The sequence below is a fragment of the Bradyrhizobium sp. CCBAU 11361 genome (assembly GCF_028128935.1).
Lineage (GTDB): Bacteria > Pseudomonadota > Alphaproteobacteria > Rhizobiales > Xanthobacteraceae > Bradyrhizobium > Bradyrhizobium niftali.
This window is the reverse complement of sequence record NZ_LBJZ01000167.1, coordinates 51683-68478: the sequence shown is the minus strand read 5'-3', so window position 1 is coordinate 68478 and position 16796 is coordinate 51683. Positions and strand designations below refer to the sequence as shown.

Below are 16796 nucleotides of genomic sequence, written 5' to 3'. Positions count from 1 at the left end.
CTCGGACAATGGCGCGAGCTTCTGTCTCGCGTTTTGCGTTCAGGACCACGGCGGCTCTTCGCCCGCCCCTGCTGCTTCGTGGTTGACCGTGACACCCGCCGTACGCAACCCGGTCAGCAATACGGTTCTTACGGAGGCAGTATCAAATCCAATATCCTTGGCGTTTGGTGGATGTGCCTCGCTGTCCTTCAATCGGAGCGCCAGGTGCATATGCTCACAAAGGTGCTGAACGACGCGATTGACTTGATCGTCATTCATCGTTGGCTTCCTCCTGCTACCTTTTGTCCAACTAGGTAGCACACATGAAGGTCGGGCGGTACGCGATTGGGCGGCCCCAAGCCCAACCCCACGCTCATGGGCGGACCGGCCCGTCTGGCACGCCGGAAGTGGCCGGCGGCGATGAGAACGACGCTTTTGACCTTTCGGACATTGAGTCCAGTCGGCGCAATGCGAATGAGCTTGACTAGTGCCGTCCGGCTTCGGCTTCTTGTTCCAACTGCAAGATGCGCGCCCGTAGCGCGTCGAACGTCTCTTCGGCGGCCTCGCTGAACAGCGGATCCTCAGGATTGGTCATGGCCGAAGCGATCTCCGTCCAATCTTCAGGCTCGAGAGCCTTCAGGGCGGAGGGAAAGAAATCGCGATCTTCCTTCATGATGTGGCGCCGCTCGTGCTCTATGAAATCGCGAACGATGGCATCCACATCCTGCCGAAGCAGTTCCTGACCCGCAAGAACGTTGTCGACCGCACGAGCGACGCGGCGCAAAAGATCGGCCCCTTTCTGGTGTTCGCGAGCGAGATCACCGACCTTCGCAGCCGCGCCCGGATCGCGAATTTTCAACTTGGCGAAGACCAGGTCTTCCTGAGGATGGTGGTAAACCTCCGGGTAAAGTTCGAAGTAGCTGATAACCGCGCCAATCACCTCATAGTCGGGGCGGTCGCCGCGGTCGAAAACCTCAAGTTCCCGCTCGAGGATGGCGAGCAGTTTCTCGATATTGCGGTGCTCTTGGCTTAAGCGCTCAATGATCATTGCTGCGATCCACAAGGTGACCGATTGAGAAGCTTCGAAAGCCTAGCCCCAAGTCGCCTCAGCTCTTTTGCGCTAAATCAAGTCCGGACGCTTCGTGCGCCATCCACCTGTTCTAAGCCGCCTGTTTTGCCACCGGTGCCCCACGAACGGGAGGTCCGGTCTTGGCCCATGGCTCAGTTAGTCCGATGCGGCGGTTTGTCTGGAGTTGGGGGGAAAGCCGACCTGCCGGCTGAGCGCCCGGACTTCTTAGTTTGACCCGACGCTGACAATTGCAGGTCACGATCAGGTTGCTACAGTGACACGATACCGACGGTGCCGTGCTGCGCGCTTCCGGCGAAGGAATCTTCAGATGCTTCGTAATCTGATAGGCGTGATAACCGTAATTTCGGTAATCGGCATTTCGTTCGCGTCGTTTTATCTGAGTATCGAAATGGCGAAAAGACAGGTGGCGGTCTGGAGAAGGGGATCGACTTACATGTTTGTTCGTTCGAACGGCATGGGCGGCATTCAGCGAAGAGCGCGTGAAGTCTGGATCAAGCAGCTCGGATACGACGAGCTCGAAGCAGCCATGATCGCAAGATATCAGTCACGCGCAGGGCTGACAGCCTTTGTGGGGTGCACGCTGTTATGCTTAATCATCGCAGCCATATTTCAACATTTCGATCCCGCCTGCACCGATTGTGGTATCCGAGGAGAAAGACCTGCGACGACTACTGGCCGCTAACGTTGGGGCCTCATCTTGGCGCCCACACCAACAGTCCTCCGAAGAACCAAAGAAGAAACAAGACTTCGACCACGATGGCGCTGCGTCGATATCTTTTGCCTTGTTCGCTGTAAGCGGATGGGTCGCGCCAAAGGGCAGGGCGGCGCCCCTCAAGGCGCCAATCTGAATAGCCCTCGAATTGAGCCAATCCGGGCGCCAGATTTCGGCGCATCTGCCGGATGAACCAAGCGTCCGCAAAGCTTAGACTCATCATGCCCAACGGCCAAATTGAAAAGATCGTGTTTGAGGCGAACGACATCACGACCTCGTATCTTTTTGGAAGTTTCATCTTAGCACACCAAGGCAGTGATGTCGCCATCTGGCCCTTCGCGGACCTGAACAGCGGATCCGGTGATGTCCGCTCACCGTGGCAGAACAGACCATCTACCATGGACCCGTCGACCTCCGAGTTCGACCCCGAAGGCGACATTGGGCCAATTCTGTTTCATTGCCCGACAGTATCAAGGTTGTTATGTTTGTTAGACGCCGCCACGGATTGTCGCGCTCTTGAATACGCCCGAAACATCACTTCCGTGTCCAAGAGTTATTCGAAGTGCGGCTGCCGCGAGTTGCTTGCTCGCCGCGATTAGCTTCTTTGCGTCTCTCTGGGTCCATCTGCGGTGGGACCACCCTGCTGAGTTTGTTTACGCAGGCAGCCATCCACGGAGGGAGAGCGCAGCATCTTTTATCTTAGCGTATCCGGCGTTCCAGGTTATTCTTTCTGCGGCTCTGGGCTGGCAGGTCGTTCGCTGGCCCGCGTTCTATAGAGCTGCTACCGCGCGGGCATTCGAGCTGAAGACACGAGATGAGCGCTTCAGCCAACTAGACGTCATCGCTCTGATCTCAGTTGTGTCCTGCCTAGTCGTTGCGGTGAATATCGCACTGCTGATGTCGACGATCTACCGAATATGGATGTTAGCCTCCGGCGCTTAGCATCCCGCGTCGGCTCATGGCCCTTATGTGCCACTCTGAAAATGGGTTGCTGAAGCTCCGACCAAGACAGCAAAGATGGTCCACACAATTATCGCAGTCATTCCGTAGTTAATCTGGGTTCTCGCGCGAGCGACTTCAAATCATCAGGGAGCGACTCGGCAATATCGGCCTGTCTGTAAAGTTGGTTTGCGTACCATGGACTTTGCAGCGCAGTGTAGAACCAGGGAAAATTTGCGCCATCGAAGCGACTTCCAACCAACTTGTATGTCGAATAGGCCGTTCGCATGCAGAAGAGCCCCGACAGAGTTCCGACTATCGGAATGCTAATGAACGACGCTTTTGAGATCTCCGCCCACATTGCCTTGCTTCACGATCACCGAACCATGCATTATGCCGCCTCACTGCTATCGTAGCAGACAAAGCCCAGAACGTCAGCTTGCGGCCCATAGCCGACTCGCCAGAGCGAGCCGACGCTGTCCGCTTCCCGGGAGCAGATCAGACATTGCGCGCGTTCGCGACCCGATCGGCTTCGGCGACCCCGCCCTAGAACTGATACCGCCGCAGTCCCCCATCCACCGGGATCACCGTCCCCGTGATGTACCGCGCCACCGGCGAGGCCAGGAACACCGCGAGCGCCGCGAGGTCCTCCGGCTCGCCCCAATAGCCGACCGGAATCTCTTCCTCGGCAAAGCGCTCGCGATAGTCCGGCGGATAGTTGCGGCGGATCTGCTCGCTCATGATGCGGCCGGGCGGGATGCAGTTGATGGTGATGCCGTGCTCGCCGATCTCGCGCGACAGGCCCTTGGCCCAGGCGTGTACGGCGGCCTTCGCGGCGAACGCGGCGTTGAGCCCTTCCGGCTCGGATTTGCCGGTGATGTTGACGATGCGGCCCCATTTGCGTTCGATCATCTGCGGCAGCAGCGCGTGCGCGATGCGGCGGTAGCTGGTGAAGTTCAGCGCGATCGCCTCGTCCCATTTGCTGTCGGGCGCATCGATCGGCAGCGGGCGGCTGCCGCCGGCATTGTTGACGAGGATGTCGACATGGCCGAGCTCGCTCACGGCAAAGGCTGTGATCTTCTCCGCCGCGTCCTTGGCCATCACGTCCTGCTCGAACGGCGTGATCAATCCGCCGCCGACCTCCTGCACCAGCTCGGCGAGCAGGTCGGTGCGCCGCGCCACGCCGACCACGCGCACGCCTTCGGCCGCCAGGCCCTTGGCGATGGCGCGGCCGATGCCGATGCTCGCTCCGGTGACGACAGCGGTTTTCGATTTGAGCCCGAGGTCCATGGCGCACGCTCTCTTGTTTGGTTTCTTGTTGCGGTTCGTTTCCTGCCCGTCCCCGTCAGGACGAATTGCCTGAGCGGGACGAGCAGTGGTAACCAAGAGCCAGGTTGAAGGAAACACGAAAAAGAAAAGGCTGAGACGATGGTCTGGGATCCGCAGCAATATCTGAAGTTCTCCGGCCACCGGCTCCGGCCCGCCGTCGACCTGTTGATGCGGATTCCGGATTTTGCGCCGCGCGAGATCGCCGATCTCGGCGCCGGCGCGGGCAACGTCACCAGGCTGATCAGGGAGCGCTGGCCGGATGCGACCGTGACCGGCGTCGAAGGCTCGGCGGAGATGGTTGCCGCCGGCCGCAAGGCGGCGCCGGACGTGCAATGGTCCCATGAAGACCTCGGTAAGTGGCATCCGGCCAAGCGATATGACTTGATCTATTCCAATGCCGCACTGCACTGGTTGCCCAATCATGCGGCATTGTTTCCGTCGGTGATGGAGAAGGTCGTGCCCGGCGGCATGCTCGCGGTGCAGATGCCGCGCAACTTTCTGGCCCCCTCGCATGTGCTGATCGGCGAGACCGCCCTGAACGGCCCCTGGCGGCCCAAGGTCGAGCATCTCGTCACCCCGCCGCCGGTCGAGGGGCCGGCCTTCTACCATGATCTTCTGGCTCCAATGTCGGTCAATATCGACATCTGGGAGACCGAATATCTTCAGGTGCTCGAAGGCGAGAACCCGGTGAAGGAATGGACCAAGGGCACCTGGCTGACGCGCTATCTCGACGTGCTCGCGGGCGACGAGAAGGCTGCCTTTGAGGCGGCCTATGGGATGCGGGTGGCGAAGGCGTATCCGAAGAATGCGGCGGGGCAGACGCTGTTCCCGTTCCGGCGCCTGTTCATGGTCGCCCAGCGCAAGGGATGAGTATATTGCCGCAATGCGACATGAGCGTTCGTCGTGTCTTGCGGCGTGACATCAGACCTTCATGGTGATGAGCCCGCCAAAGCGGGCGTCTCGCACCATGCAGGCCGAGCACCCTCGGCAGTCGCGCGGATCTTATCTGCGGTAGCCCGGGAGAGGGGGTGGCCCCGGGTTGCGCGTTCAGTAGCAGTCAAGCTAGCTTGGCTGCGGGAAAATTGGGCTTAGGTCTAGTTGTTCGGCTGGCGGATTGCTGCCACTACTGGCCTGCAAAACAAAAAAGAACCCGGTTTTCTAGGGTTATTGGGGAGGTCATTCATGCGCAAACTGCTTCTTGCGGTCGCAGCGGCCACGTTTGCCTTGGCTCCGGCCTTCGTTCCTGTCCTGGCCCAGGCCCAGAGCCCGATCAGCATCAAATTCAGCCACGTCGTCGCCAACGACACCCCGAAGGGCAAGGGCGCTCTGAAGTTCAAGGAACTCGCCGAGAAGTACACCGACGGCAAGGTCAAGATCGAAGTCTATCCGAACTCCTCGCTCTACAAGGACAAGGAGGAGATCGAGGCGCTGCAGCTCGGCTCGGTGCAGATGCTCGCGCCCTCGACCGCGAAGTTCGCGCCGCTCGGGATCAAGGAATTCGAGGCGCTCGACCTGCCCTGGCTGTTCAAGGACGACGAGACCTATGCCAATGCGATGAAGGGCACGGTCGGCAAGTGGCTGTTCCAGAAGCTGGAGGCCAAGGGCATCAGCGGCCTCGCCTATTGGGACAACGGCTTCCACATGGTGTCGTCGAATCGTTCGCTGATGAAGCCGGAGGATTTCAAGGGCCTGAAATTCCGTATCTCCGGATCGAAGATCGCGGACCAGTATTTCCGCCTGATGGGTTCGATCCCGCAGATCATGGCGTTCTCCGAGGTCTACCAGGCGCTGCAGACCGGCGTGGTCGACGGCTGCGAGAACACCGCGTCCAACTATTGGACGCAGAAGTTTTACGAAGTGCAGAAGGACATCACCGTGTCCTATCATGCCCATCTGCAATATGCGGTCATCGTCAACTCCAAATTCTGGTCCGGCCTGCCGCCCGACATTCGCGCCCAGCTCGAGAAGGCGATGAACGAGGCGACCGACTACACCAATTCGATCGCACGCCAGGAGAACGAGGACGCGCTCGCCGAGATCAAGAAGGCGGGCAAGACCACGCTGCATTATCTCACCGACGCCGATCGCAAGGCGTGGCAGGAAGCGATGCAGCCGACTTACAAATGGGCCAAGGGCCGGGTCGGGCAGGAAGTGCTCGATCTCGTCGCCAAGGAACTCGACGTCAAGATGAACTGACGCGATTTCCGGAGGAATAATACAAACGGTCGGGAGTGTGTGCGCTCCCGGCCGTTTCGCATCGGTAGGGGGACCTTGATTTGCTTCGCGTGCTCAACCAGGCGCTCAATCATCTCGAAGAATGGCTGATCGCGACGCTCATTGCGGCCGCAACCGGCCTGATCTTCATCGCGGTCCTGCATCGCTATGGCGCGGGCGAGTCGATCGTCCTGTCGCGCTGGGCGGCCGCACACGGGATGACCTGGCTGGCGACGCTGTCGATGACGGTGTTCACCTTCCTGTCCGAGCTCGATCTGTCATGGGCGCAGGAACTCTGCATCTACATGTTCATCTGGATGGCGAAGTTCGGCGCGGCCTATGGCGTGCGCACCGGCATCCATGTCGGCGTCGACCTGCTCGTCAACCGCCTGCCCGAACATTCGCGCAAGCACGTGATCCTGTTCGCGCTGCTCTGCGGCGCGCTGTTCACCGGCATGATCGCCGCCTTCGGCGCCTCCTTCGTGAAGGAGATGTTCCACACTGGGCAGCAGTCCAACGACCTGGAAGCGCCGATGTGGTTCGTCTATCTGGCGATCCCGCTCGGCTCCGGCCTGATGTGCTTCCGCTTCCTCCAGGTCTCATGGTTCTACTACTGGACCGGCGAGCTGCCGCACCACGACGAGACCCGTGTCGAAGGCGTGGAGGCCGACGTCTCGCCCGCGCTGCATCCGCAGCCCGCCGGCGCCGCGACCAAAGCCGCCGCGCGAAAAGTGTCGCCGCTCGGCGTCATCCTGATCCTGGCGCCGATCCTGATCTTCGCCATGTGCCTCGCCGAGAAGTTCGGCGTGGTGCTGCTGCCGCACTGGATGCGGGCCGCGACCGTCTTCGCGCTGCTGATCGCGCTGATGCTGACCGGCATCCCGGTCTCGATCGCGCTCGGCCTCACCGTGATGACGTTCCTGTTCACGCTGACCACGGTGCCGATCGAGGCGGTCTCGATGAAGCTCTTCACGGGCATCGAGGGCTTCGAGATCATGGCGATCCCGTTCTTCATCCTCGCCGGCAATTTCCTCACCCATGGCGGCGTCGCGCGCCGCATGATCAATTTCGCGACCTCGCTGATCGGCCACTGGCATGGCGGTCTCGGCCTGGCCGGCATCGTCGCCTGCGCGATGTTCGCGCTGGTCTGCGGCTCGAGCGTCGCGACCGTTGCCGCGATCGGCGCGATCGTGCTGCCGGAGATGGTCCGCCATGGCTATCCCATGCATTTCGGCGCCGGCATCATCACGGTCGCGGGCTCGCTCGGCATCCTGATGCTGCCGTCGATCCCGAAGATCGTCTACGCCGTCTCGACCAATACCTCGATCGGCGCGCTGTTCGTCGCGGGCCTCTTGCCCGGCATCATGCTGACGACTATGCTCTGCATCGTCACCTGGTGGCTCGCGCGCAAACGCGACTATCCGCGCCTGCCGAAGGCGAGCTGGGGCGAGACCGTCCGCACCTTCCGCGAGAGCATCTGGGGGTTGATGCTGGTCGTCATCATCATCGGCGGCATCTACAGCGGCCTGTTCACCGCCACCGAGGCGGCGGCGATGGCCGCGGTCTACTCCTTCGTCATCGCGGTGTTCGTGTACAGGGCCATCGGGCTGAAAGACGTGCCGCGGGTGCTGCTCCGCGCCGCCAATACCAGTGCGATGCTGCTCTACATCGTCACCAACGCGGTGCTGTTCTCCTTCGTGCTCTCCAACGAGAACCTGCCGGCGACGCTTGCCGACTGGATCGCGGCGCAGAACCTCGGCTGGGTCGGCTTCCTGCTGGTGGTGAACATCCTCTTGCTGCTGGCCGGCAACTTCATGGAGCCGAACTCGATCATCCTGATCATGGCGCCGATCCTGGCGCCGGCGGCCAAGAAGCTCGGCATCGACCTCGTGCATTTCGGCATCGTGATGGACGTCAACATGGAGGTCGGCCTCTGCCATCCGCCTGTCGGCCTCAACCTCTATGTCGCCTCGATGATCGCGCGAATGCGAATAACCGAGCTCGCGGTCGCGGTGCTGCCGTGGCTGATCACCATGCTCGGCTTCCTCGTCATCGTGACCTACTGGCCCGATTTGACGCTGTGGCTGCCGCGGGTGCTGGGGATGCATTAGGGTCGAACCGACAGTGCACCCTCTCCCCTTGTGGGAGAGGGTGGCTTCGCGAAGCGAAGCCGGGTGAGGGGTCTCTCTCCGCGAGTGATCCTTGTGCAGTAGAGTTCGCGGATAGCGACCCCTCATCCGGCGCCATAGCCGAAGCTTCGCTTCGGCGTTCCCAAGAACGGCGGCCGAAGGCCGCCTATGCCGCCTTCTCCCACAAGGGGAGAAGGGAAGGGCGCCTGTGCTGCCTCCGCCAATGATGGCAATCGAGCGCGAGATGCGGTTAGATGCCGCGCGACAGGCCGGAGGAAACCGAAATGACTGAACTCAGCCGCGAACCGAAGGACGCAACAGCGTCCGTCATCGCGCGGCAAACGGCGATGCTGAATGCGCTGCCGTTTTCCGACACGCGGGATTTCGACGATGCCGCGCGCGGCTTTCTCGGCACGATCGAGAATGCGGCGATCACCAACCCGCAGGGGCGGACGGTCTGGAGCCTCGAGCCCTACGGCTTTCTCTCCACTGACCAGGCGCCGCCCACGGTCAATCCCAGCCTGTGGCGGCAGTCGCGCCTCAACATGCAGCATGGGCTGTTCGAGGTCGTGCCAGGCGTCTACCAGGTGCGCGGGCTCGACATCGCCAACATGACGCTGATCGAGGGCGACAGCGGCGTCATCGTCGTGGACACGCTGACCTCGATCGAAGGTGCGCGCGCCGCGCTCGATCTCTACTTCAGGCATCGCGGCACGAAGCCGGTGGCCGCCGTCATCTTCACCCATACCCACACCGACCATTGGGGCGGCGCGCGCGGCGTGCTGGAGGAGGATGCGCTCGCCACTGCCAGCGTGCCGATCATCGCGCCGAACCTGTTCATGGAGCATGCCGTCTCCGAGAACATCATCGCGGGGCCTGCAATGCTGCGGCGGGCGCAGTATCAGTTCGGCCCGTTCCTCGCCAAGGGCGTGCGCGGGCAGGTCGATTGCGGGCTCGGCAAGTCGATGGCGGCGGGCTCGGTCGCGCTGCTGCGCCCGACCGACCTGATCATGGCGACCGGCGACAGGCGCGTCATCGACGGCGTCGAATTCGAGTTCCAGATGGCGCCGAACAGCGAGGCGCCGGCGGAGATGCACTTCTTCATCCCGCGCTACAAGCTGCTGAACCTCGCGGAAAACTGCACCCACAATTTCCACAATCTGCTGCCGTTCCGCGGCGCCGACGTGCGCGATGCGCTGGCCTGGTCGAAGTACCTCGGCGAGGCCCTGCAGCTGTGGGACGGCAAGGCGGAGGCGATGTGCGGCCAGCATCACTGGCCGGTGTGGGGCCGCGAGCGCATCGGCACCATGATCCGGCAGCAGCGCGATCTCTACAAGTTCGCGCACGACCAGACCATCCGCCTGATGAACCACGGCCTCACCGCCGCCGAGATCGCCGAAACGATCCAGCTGCCGAAGAGCCTGGAGGGCGCCTGGCACGGCCGCGGCTATTACGGCCACATCCGGCACAATGTGAAGGCGATCTACCAGAAATATCTCGGCTGGTACGACGCCAATCCAGTCAATCTCGATCCGCTGCCACCGGTGGCATCGGGCAGGAAGTATGTCGAGTATATGGGCGGCGCCGACGCGATCCTCGCCCGTGCGCGGACGGATTTTGACAAGGGCGAATTCCGCTTCGTCGCGCAGGCGCTCGGCCATCTCGTCTTCGCCGAGCCTGACCATGCAGCGGCACGTAGCCTGCTGGCCGATACGCTGGAGCAGCTCGGTTATGCCGCCGAGAGCGCGACCTGGCGCAACGCCTATCTGTTCGGCGCCCAGGAATTGCGCCAGGGCATGCCGAAGGCCCCGCCGCGCCCGCCAATGCCGCGCGAGACGCTGGCGGCGCTGCGCACCGGGCAGCTCTGGGACGTGCTCGGCATCCGCCTCAACGGCCCCAAGGCGGAAGGAAAGCACATCGTGCTGAACTGGCGCTTCTCCGACACCGGCGAAACCTTCGTGCTCAACCTGGAGAATTCTGCGCTGACCTATACCGAAGGCGTTCAGGCGGAAAACGCTGATGCGAGCTTCACGCTCGCGCGCGCGACGCTCGACGAGGTCATCGCGAAGCTGACGAGCTTTCCGGAGGCGGTCGCCGCCGGCAAGATCGCGCTATCAGGCAATCCGATGAAGCTCGCCGAGCTGATGGGCCTGATGGACGAGTTTCCGCGCATGTTCGAGATCGTGGAGCCGAAAAGAGCAATGGTGACGTAAGGCACCGCTGCTGCCGCGTCCTCCGTCATTGCGAGCGCAGCGAAGCAATCCATAACCCCTCCGCGGAAAGACTCTGGATTGCTTCGCTGCGCTCGCAACGACTCGTTGATAGAGCGGGGCGCCACACACTCACTGTCATCGCCCGTGGCCGGGCGATCCAGTACTCCGCGGCGGGAGTTGTGTGAATCAACTTCCGCCGCGGCGTACTGGATGCCCCGCCTTCGCGGGGCATGACAGTGCAATTTGAGGCGACAGCGTGTGCTACTCCGCGCTGCTCACCAGCTTGATCCGCGGCGCCTGCGCTTCCGTCAGGCTGCGATAGGCGGCGAGATAGTCCAGTGCCATTCGCCGAGCCGTGAACCGCTTTTCGAACTGCTTGCGGATCGCCGCGCGGTCCAGTTGCGGAAGGCGCTTGACGACGCCGGCGGCGCTGATGACGTCCTCGACCACGAAGCCGGTGAGGCCTTCGTCGATGATCTCCGGCACCGAGCCGCGGTTGAAGGCGACGACCGGCGTTCCGCAGGCCATGGCTTCGATCATCACGAGGCCGAAGGGCTCGGGCCAGTCGATCGGCAGCAGAAGTCCGAGCGCACCGCTCAAGAAATCCGACTTCTCGTGATCGCTGATCTCGCCGATGAAGTCCACCAGCGGATTGTTCTCGATCATCGGCCGGATCAGCTCGTCGTAATAATCCTGGTCGGCGCGGTCGACCTTGGCCGCGATCTTCAGCGGGATACCGCAATGGGTCGCGATCTTGATGGCGCGGTCGACGCCCTTTTCCGGCGCGATGCGGCCGAGCACGGCGAGATATTCCTGCTTGGCCTGCTTCGGCGTCAGCAGGTTCTCCGGCAGGCCGTGATGGATCGTCGTCACCCACTTCGCCTGCGGCACCGGCCGCCGCTGGGCATTCGAGATCGAGATCACCGGCATCTTGGAGAAGATGTTGAACACCGGCTGATGCTCCGGCAGGTCGAGCCGGCCGTGCAGCGTGGTCACGAACGGTGTCGGCTGCCGGTGGAACAGCGACCACGGATAATAATCGAGATGGAAGTGGAGGAAGTCGAACTCCTCGTCGTCACATTTCTGCCGCACGCGCTCCAGCAGCACCATGTGCAGGGCGTTGGGGTCGCGCACGGAACCGTCGAGGCGAAGCGCCCGCGGCCAGAGGGCGTCCAGCTTCGCCGACGTCTGCGAGTCGCCACTGGCGAACAGCGTTACGTCATGTCCCAGGGCCACCAGCTCTTCCGTCAACCAATGCACCACCCGCTCGGTGCCGCCATACAGCTTGGGTGGAACAGCCTCCGTCAACGGAGCTACCTGCGCAATGCGCATCTCACCTTCTCCTCTGCGATCATGAACGTTGAAAAACCCCCAGCCTGTGCGGCACCGGCTATGCCAGGGAAGGGAACGTTCCCGCACTTGCGAAGTTCCTCTCAACAAACGTTACATATTCGACACATCGCGCGCCTTGTCTCGATGCTGCCATCTCCTCTTCGCAGATCGTCCGCATCCGCATGTCGTGATCGCCTGGCCCGGAACCGGGACGAAGCGGTCGATGTTCAGTCGGCTGGTAGAAAAAACTGTAATCATCACTACGGGGCGACAGCCACATGGATCATCTTTCTGGATACGCGCGCAGACCATTTGCCTTTGTCTTGCGCTATCTTCGGCGACGGCTTGCCTCCCACCTGGTGATCCTGACCGCTGTCGTTGCAGCCGTTGCCTGCTCCGTGGGCACGCAGTATGGCGTCAAATCCCTGGTCGACAGTCTGTCGGCGGGAACCGCGCATGGCGGCAGCGTATGGCTGGCATTCATTCTGCTCATGTCGCTGATCGCCGCCGACAACTTCCTGTGGCGGATCGCGAGCTGGACGGCGAGCTTTACGTTCGTCCGCGTCACCGGCGATTTGCGCCGCGACATCTTTCGCCATCTGACCGGACACGCGCCGAGCTACTTCTCCGACCGTATGCCTGGCATGCTGACCAGCCGTATCACGGCAACATCGAACGCGGTGTTCACGGTCGAGAACATGTTCGTCTGGAACGTGCTGCCGCCATGCATTGCCACAATTGCGGCAATCATGCTGATTGGAACCGTCAGTCCCTACATGGCGCTCGGCCTGATCGTGGTTGCGGGCGGCATGGTGATTGCGATGTTCCATCTGGCCGCGGCCGGCAAGCCGCTGCATGACGACTTCGCCGACAAGGCGGCGGTCGTCGACGGCGAGATGATCGACGTCATCAGCAACATGCCGTTGGTCCGCGCCTTCTGCGGCATCAGCCACGAGCACGAGCGGTTCGATGCGACCGTCAACCGGGAACTCACCGCGCGCGGCCGCAGCCTGCGCTATCTGGAGAAGCTGCGGCTCACGCATGCCGGCGTGACCGTTGTGCTCACCATTGCGCTGATGGCCTGGGCGATCACGCTCTGGCAGGACGGTCAGGCGACCACCGGCGACGTCGTGCTGGTCTGCACCCTCGGCCTGTCCATTCTCAACGCCACGCGCGATCTCGCGGTGGCGCTGGTCGACGTCACCCAGCACGTCGCGCGCCTGACCGAGGCGATCGCCACGCTGCTGGTGCCGCACGACTTGCGCGATCACCCCGAGGCCGAGCCGCTGGTCAAGAGTGGCGCCGCGATCGCGTTCAACAACGTCACCTTCGGTTATCCCGGCGGCGAGAAGATCTTCGAGCGGTTCAGCCTGCGGCTCCAGCCGGGCCAGCGCGTCGGCCTGGTTGGCCAGTCCGGCGGCGGCAAATCGACGCTGTTCACCCTGCTGCAGCGCTTCTACGACGTCGACGAAGGCAACGTCACCGTCGATGGCCAGGACATCGCGATGGTGACCCAGCTCAGCCTGCGTGAGGCGATCTCCGTCGTGCCGCAAGACATTTCCTTGTTCCACCGCTCCATTCGTGAGAACATCCGATACGGCCGGCCGAACGCGACCGACGACGAGGTGCTGCGCGCGGCGATCGCGGCGCGCTGCGATTTCATCGATAGCCTGCCGGACGGCCTCGACACCATGGTCGGCGACCGCGGTGTCAAGATGTCCGGCGGCCAGCGCCAGCGCATCGCGATTGCACGCGCCTTCCTGAAGGACGCGCCGATCCTGCTGCTGGACGAGGCCACCGCGGCGCTCGACAGCGAGTCCGAGGAGGCGATCCGCGAGGCACTGATGCGCCTGATGCGCGGCCGGACCGTGATCGCGATCGCGCATCGCCTCGCGACGCTGCGCAATTTCGATCGCGTGGTGGTGCTGAAGGCCGGCAAGATCATCGAGGACGGTGCGCCCGATCGCCTGATGCAGGGTCACGGACCCTATCGTGAACTGGTGACGCAGGAGATGAGCCGGCTCGCGAAGTTCGCCGCGTAACCCGACAGTCGCGTTCGCGTTGGTTGCGTTTCGAAACAGGCGCAGGGGAGCAGCTTATGCCAGCCGAAGTCGTCACCAAGTTCGTCTCCGTGGCGCGGACCGTGGAGCAGGTCGCGGAGCAGCCGTTCTACATCCCGATGACGGGGCCGTCGGCGCGGCCGCGGCGCTCGCTCAAGCACGACGACACCTTCATCGTGCTCGACAGCCACGGCGACATCGGCGCATCGGCCGGTGGCCCGGACGGCCTGTTTCACCATGACACGCGCTACCTCGCCAGGCTGGAGCTCGTGCTCGACGATCTCCAGCCCCTGCTGCTCGGCTCCAACCTGCGCGACGACAATTCGGCGCTGACCGTCGACCTCACCAACCCCGACATCTACCGCCAGGGTAGCCTCGTGCTGCAAAAGGACCTGCTGCACATCGTGCGCACGATCTTCCTGTGGCGCGGCACCGCCTATCAGCGCATCGGCGTGCAGAACCATGGCGACCGGCGCGCCAGCTTCGAGCTGACCCTGCTGTTCGACAATGATTTTGCCGATCTGTTCGAGGTCCGCGGCGAGCGGCGCCCACGCCGCGGGACCGGCGCCAGCCGCCTGCTCGGGCCGACCGACGTCCTGTTCGAATATCGCGGCCTCGACGATGTCGAGCGCACCACCGGCCTGCATTTCGACCCGCGTCCGACGCGGCTGTCCGTCAACGCCGCCAACTGGCAGCTCGAGCTGGATCCGCACGAGTCGAAATCGCTGTTCGTGGCCGCGTCCTGCAACCTGCCGGTGGCGGAGAAGCCGGCGCGCTTTTTCAGGGGCCTATTGGCCCACCGCCGCGAGATGCGCCAGTCGACCATGGGCGCGGCCAGCATCGAGACATCCAACAACATCTTCAACGAGGTGCTATGCCAGGCCATGGCCGACCTCAACATGCTGATGACGGAGACGCCGCAGGGCCGTTATCCCTATGCCGGCATTCCCTGGTACTCGACGACCTTCGGCCGCGACGGGCTGATCACCGCGCTCCAGATGCTCTGGATCGACCCGCGGGTCGCCAAGGGCGTGCTGCGGCGGCTGGCGCATTTCCAGGCGAAGGCGATCGATCCACTCGCCGATGCCGCGCCCGGAAAGATCCTGCACGAGATGCGCGGCGGCGAGATGGCGGCGCTGCGCGAGGTGCCGTTCTCGCAATATTACGGCAGCGTGGATTCGACCGCCTTGTTCGTGCTGCTCGCCGGAAGCTATTTCGAGCGCACCGGCGACGAGGCCACGTTGATCGAGCTGTGGCCCGCGATCGAGGCGGGGCTTGCCTGGATCGACGGCCCCGGCGATCCCGATCAGGACGGGTTCGTCGAATACCAGCGCGCGACGGAGAAGGGGCTGGCCAACCAGGGCTGGAAGGATTCCTACGACGCGATCTTCCATGCCGACGGCCGGCTCGCCGAGGGCAATATCGCGCTCGCGGAAGTCCAGGGCTACGTCTATGCGGCCAAGCAGCTTGCCGCGCGTTGCGCGCTGCGGCTCGGCAAGCCGGACCGCGTGCGCAAGCTCGAGGCCGAGGCCAAGGCGCTGGCCGCGCGCTTCGAGCAGGCATTCTGGTGCGAGGAGCTCGGCACCTATGCGCTTGCCCTCGACGGCAACAAGCGGCCCTGCAAGGTGCGGACCTCGAATGCCGGGCAGATCCTGTTCAGCGGCATGATCCGCGAGGACCGCGCCCGTCTCGTCGCCGCCGATCTGATGCGGCCGCATTTCTTCTCGGGCTGGGGCATCCGCACGGTCGCGCAGGGCGAGGTGCGCTACAACCCGATGTCCTATCATGACGGCTCGATCTGGCCGCACGACAACGCGCTGATCGCGCTGGGGCTGGCGCGCTACGGCCTCAAGCATTCGGTGGCGCATGTCTTCAAGGGGCTGTTCGACGCCGCGACCTACATGGATCTGCGGCGGCTGCCCGAATTGTTCTGCGGCTTCCGGCGCGAGAAGCGGCGCGGCCCGACGCTCTATCCGGTCGCCTGCGCGCCGCAGGCCTGGGCCAGCGCGACGCCGTTCACGTTGCTGGAGGCGGCGCTGGGCATCGAGTTCGACGTGGCGCGCTGCGAGATCCGCCTGCGCAATCCGCACCTGCCGGCGTTCTTGAACGAGGTCATCTTGCACGATCTGCGCCTGCGCGAATCTAGCGTGGACCTGCGCGTCAGCCGCCACGGCGACGACGTGGCGCTGGAGGTGTTGCGCACGCGCGGCCAGATCCAGGTGTCGATCGTGCTGGCGCGCTGACGGCGCGCCGGGAGGAGGGTTCATGCGTACCGCCGGATGGTTGGTCTTGAGCATCGCGATCGTCGCGGGATGGACGGTCGCGGTATCGCGTGCCGCGGAGGAACAGCCCGCGCCCCCGAGTACACCCCCGAGCGAAGCGAACGCGCCGGCGACGGCACAGCCGCCGGCCTCTGCGGTGCAGGTCACGCCGAAGGATGCCGCGCCGCCGCCGTCCGTGACCATCATCGGCGCGAGCGATGCGCACGGTGTGCTCGGCCGCGACGTGCTCAGCGCGGCGAACGAGGACATGGGCCGCATCGTCGACGTCATCGTCGACCGGAGCGGGCATGTGCGTGCCGCCGTGATCGATTTCGGCGGCTTCCTCGGCGTCGGCAGCCGCAAGATCGTGGTGGACTGGAACGCGATGCGGTTCGGCAAGATCGCCAACAAGAAGGATAGCATCACGCTGGAATTGACCAAGGCGCAGGTCGCGGCCGCGCCGGAATACAAGGAAGACACGCCGATGGTGGTGCTCGGCGCATCCGGGAGCCTGCAACCGCTGCAAGCGATTCAGTGA

At 63.3% G+C, this 16796-nt stretch carries 13 protein-coding genes and 1 pseudogene; 9 read left to right on the top strand and 5 right to left on the bottom strand.

Features of this window, described 5'->3' with window-relative positions; translation table 11 throughout:
• Positions 1–39: 39 nt before the first annotated feature.
• Together XI08_RS17285 and XI08_RS17280 are read right to left on the bottom strand one after the other, a co-directional pair.
• Entirely contained in the window at positions 40–258 is a 219-nt protein-coding gene (locus tag XI08_RS17285) for a hypothetical protein (RefSeq protein ID WP_271575317.1), read from the bottom strand.
• A gap of 205 nt (positions 259–463) precedes the next feature.
• Positions 464–1027: a hemerythrin domain-containing protein gene (locus tag XI08_RS17280; protein WP_271575316.1), complete on the bottom strand. Its 564-nt coding sequence runs from the start codon at positions 1025–1027 to the stop codon at positions 464–466.
• 349 nt (positions 1028–1376) lie between these two features.
• Between XI08_RS17280 and XI08_RS17275 the strand changes: the two genes are divergently transcribed.
• Complete coding sequence (locus XI08_RS17275) at positions 1377–1751, top strand: hypothetical protein (RefSeq protein WP_271575315.1); 375 nt, start codon at positions 1377–1379, stop codon at positions 1749–1751.
• Between the two features lie 10 nt (positions 1752–1761).
• Here the strand turns inward: XI08_RS17275 and XI08_RS17270 are convergent, their stop codons facing one another.
• Positions 1762–2109, bottom strand: coding sequence for a hypothetical protein (locus tag XI08_RS17270; protein WP_271575314.1), 348 nt, complete (start codon positions 2107–2109; stop codon positions 1762–1764).
• Positions 2110–3266: 1157 nt separating this feature from the next.
• Complete coding sequence (locus tag XI08_RS17265) at positions 3267–4010, bottom strand: SDR family NAD(P)-dependent oxidoreductase (RefSeq protein WP_271575313.1); 744 nt, start codon at positions 4008–4010, stop codon at positions 3267–3269.
• 138 nt (positions 4011–4148) lie between these two features.
• Here XI08_RS17265 and XI08_RS17260 point away from each other — a divergent pair, with 138 nt between their 5' ends.
• The 5 genes and pseudogenes from XI08_RS17260 (at position 4149) to XI08_RS17245 (ending at position 10605) form a co-directional block, all read left to right on the top strand.
• Positions 4149–4919: a methyltransferase domain-containing protein gene (locus XI08_RS17260; protein ID WP_271575312.1), complete on the top strand. Its 771-nt coding sequence runs from the start codon at positions 4149–4151 to the stop codon at positions 4917–4919.
• A gap of 312 nt (positions 4920–5231) precedes the next feature.
• Positions 5232–6245 carry a DctP family TRAP transporter solute-binding subunit gene (locus XI08_RS17255; RefSeq protein WP_027546577.1) on the top strand — a complete coding sequence of 338 codons (1014 nt, stop codon included), beginning with the start codon at positions 5232–5234 and terminating at the stop codon, positions 6243–6245.
• Positions 6246–6481: 236 nt separating this feature from the next.
• A pseudogene (locus XI08_RS46035) lies at positions 6482–6847 on the top strand (TRAP transporter small permease); the annotation flags it as partial.
• A 243-nt stretch (positions 6848–7090) separates the two neighbouring features.
• Positions 7091–8374 carry a TRAP transporter large permease gene (locus tag XI08_RS46030; protein WP_027546576.1) on the top strand — a complete coding sequence of 428 codons (1284 nt, stop codon included), beginning with the start codon at positions 7091–7093 and terminating at the stop codon, positions 8372–8374.
• A 302-nt stretch (positions 8375–8676) separates the two neighbouring features.
• The gene (locus XI08_RS17245; protein ID WP_271575311.1) at positions 8677–10605 is read left to right on the top strand and encodes an alkyl/aryl-sulfatase; all 1929 of its coding nucleotides are present in this window, start codon (positions 8677–8679) and stop codon (positions 10603–10605) included.
• A gap of 261 nt (positions 10606–10866) precedes the next feature.
• Here the strand turns inward: XI08_RS17245 and XI08_RS17240 are convergent, their stop codons facing one another.
• Complete coding sequence (locus tag XI08_RS17240; RefSeq protein WP_271575310.1) at positions 10867–11937, bottom strand: glycosyltransferase family 4 protein; 1071 nt, start codon at positions 11935–11937, stop codon at positions 10867–10869.
• Between the two features lie 278 nt (positions 11938–12215).
• Between XI08_RS17240 and XI08_RS17235 the strand changes: the two genes are divergently transcribed.
• From XI08_RS17235 to XI08_RS17225, 3 genes are read left to right on the top strand one after another with little or no spacing between them, the layout of a single operon-like run.
• Positions 12216–13979: an ABC transporter ATP-binding protein gene (locus XI08_RS17235; protein WP_271575309.1), complete on the top strand. Its 1764-nt coding sequence runs from the start codon at positions 12216–12218 to the stop codon at positions 13977–13979.
• A 56-nt stretch (positions 13980–14035) separates the two neighbouring features.
• The gene (locus tag XI08_RS17230) at positions 14036–16240 is read left to right on the top strand and encodes an amylo-alpha-1,6-glucosidase (RefSeq protein WP_271575308.1); all 2205 of its coding nucleotides are present in this window, start codon (positions 14036–14038) and stop codon (positions 16238–16240) included.
• Between the two features lie 22 nt (positions 16241–16262).
• On the top strand, positions 16263–16796 hold the full coding sequence (locus XI08_RS17225) for a PRC-barrel domain-containing protein (RefSeq protein WP_271575307.1): 534 nt from the start codon (positions 16263–16265) through the stop codon (positions 16794–16796).

Coding starts and splice junctions, on each gene's coding strand:
- XI08_RS17285 (WP_271575317.1), bottom strand. CDS start 258: ATGAATGACGATCAAGTCAATCGCGTCGTTCAGCACCTTTGTGAGCAT.
- XI08_RS17280 (WP_271575316.1), bottom strand. CDS start 1,027: ATGATCATTGAGCGCTTAAGCCAAGAGCACCGCAATATCGAGAAACTG.
- XI08_RS17275 (WP_271575315.1), top strand. CDS start 1,377: ATGCTTCGTAATCTGATAGGCGTGATAACCGTAATTTCGGTAATCGGC.
- XI08_RS17270 (WP_271575314.1), bottom strand. CDS start 2,109: ATGGCGACATCACTGCCTTGGTGTGCTAAGATGAAACTTCCAAAAAGA.
- XI08_RS17265 (WP_271575313.1), bottom strand. CDS start 4,010: ATGGACCTCGGGCTCAAATCGAAAACCGCTGTCGTCACCGGAGCGAGC.
- XI08_RS17260 (WP_271575312.1), top strand. CDS start 4,149: ATGGTCTGGGATCCGCAGCAATATCTGAAGTTCTCCGGCCACCGGCTC.
- XI08_RS17255 (WP_027546577.1), top strand. CDS start 5,232: ATGCGCAAACTGCTTCTTGCGGTCGCAGCGGCCACGTTTGCCTTGGCT.
- XI08_RS46030 (WP_027546576.1), top strand. CDS start 7,091: ATGCGGGCCGCGACCGTCTTCGCGCTGCTGATCGCGCTGATGCTGACC.
- XI08_RS17245 (WP_271575311.1), top strand. CDS start 8,677: ATGACTGAACTCAGCCGCGAACCGAAGGACGCAACAGCGTCCGTCATC.
- XI08_RS17240 (WP_271575310.1), bottom strand. CDS start 11,937: ATGCGCATTGCGCAGGTAGCTCCGTTGACGGAGGCTGTTCCACCCAAG.
- XI08_RS17235 (WP_271575309.1), top strand. CDS start 12,216: ATGGATCATCTTTCTGGATACGCGCGCAGACCATTTGCCTTTGTCTTG.
- XI08_RS17230 (WP_271575308.1), top strand. CDS start 14,036: ATGCCAGCCGAAGTCGTCACCAAGTTCGTCTCCGTGGCGCGGACCGTG.
- XI08_RS17225 (WP_271575307.1), top strand. CDS start 16,263: ATGCGTACCGCCGGATGGTTGGTCTTGAGCATCGCGATCGTCGCGGGA.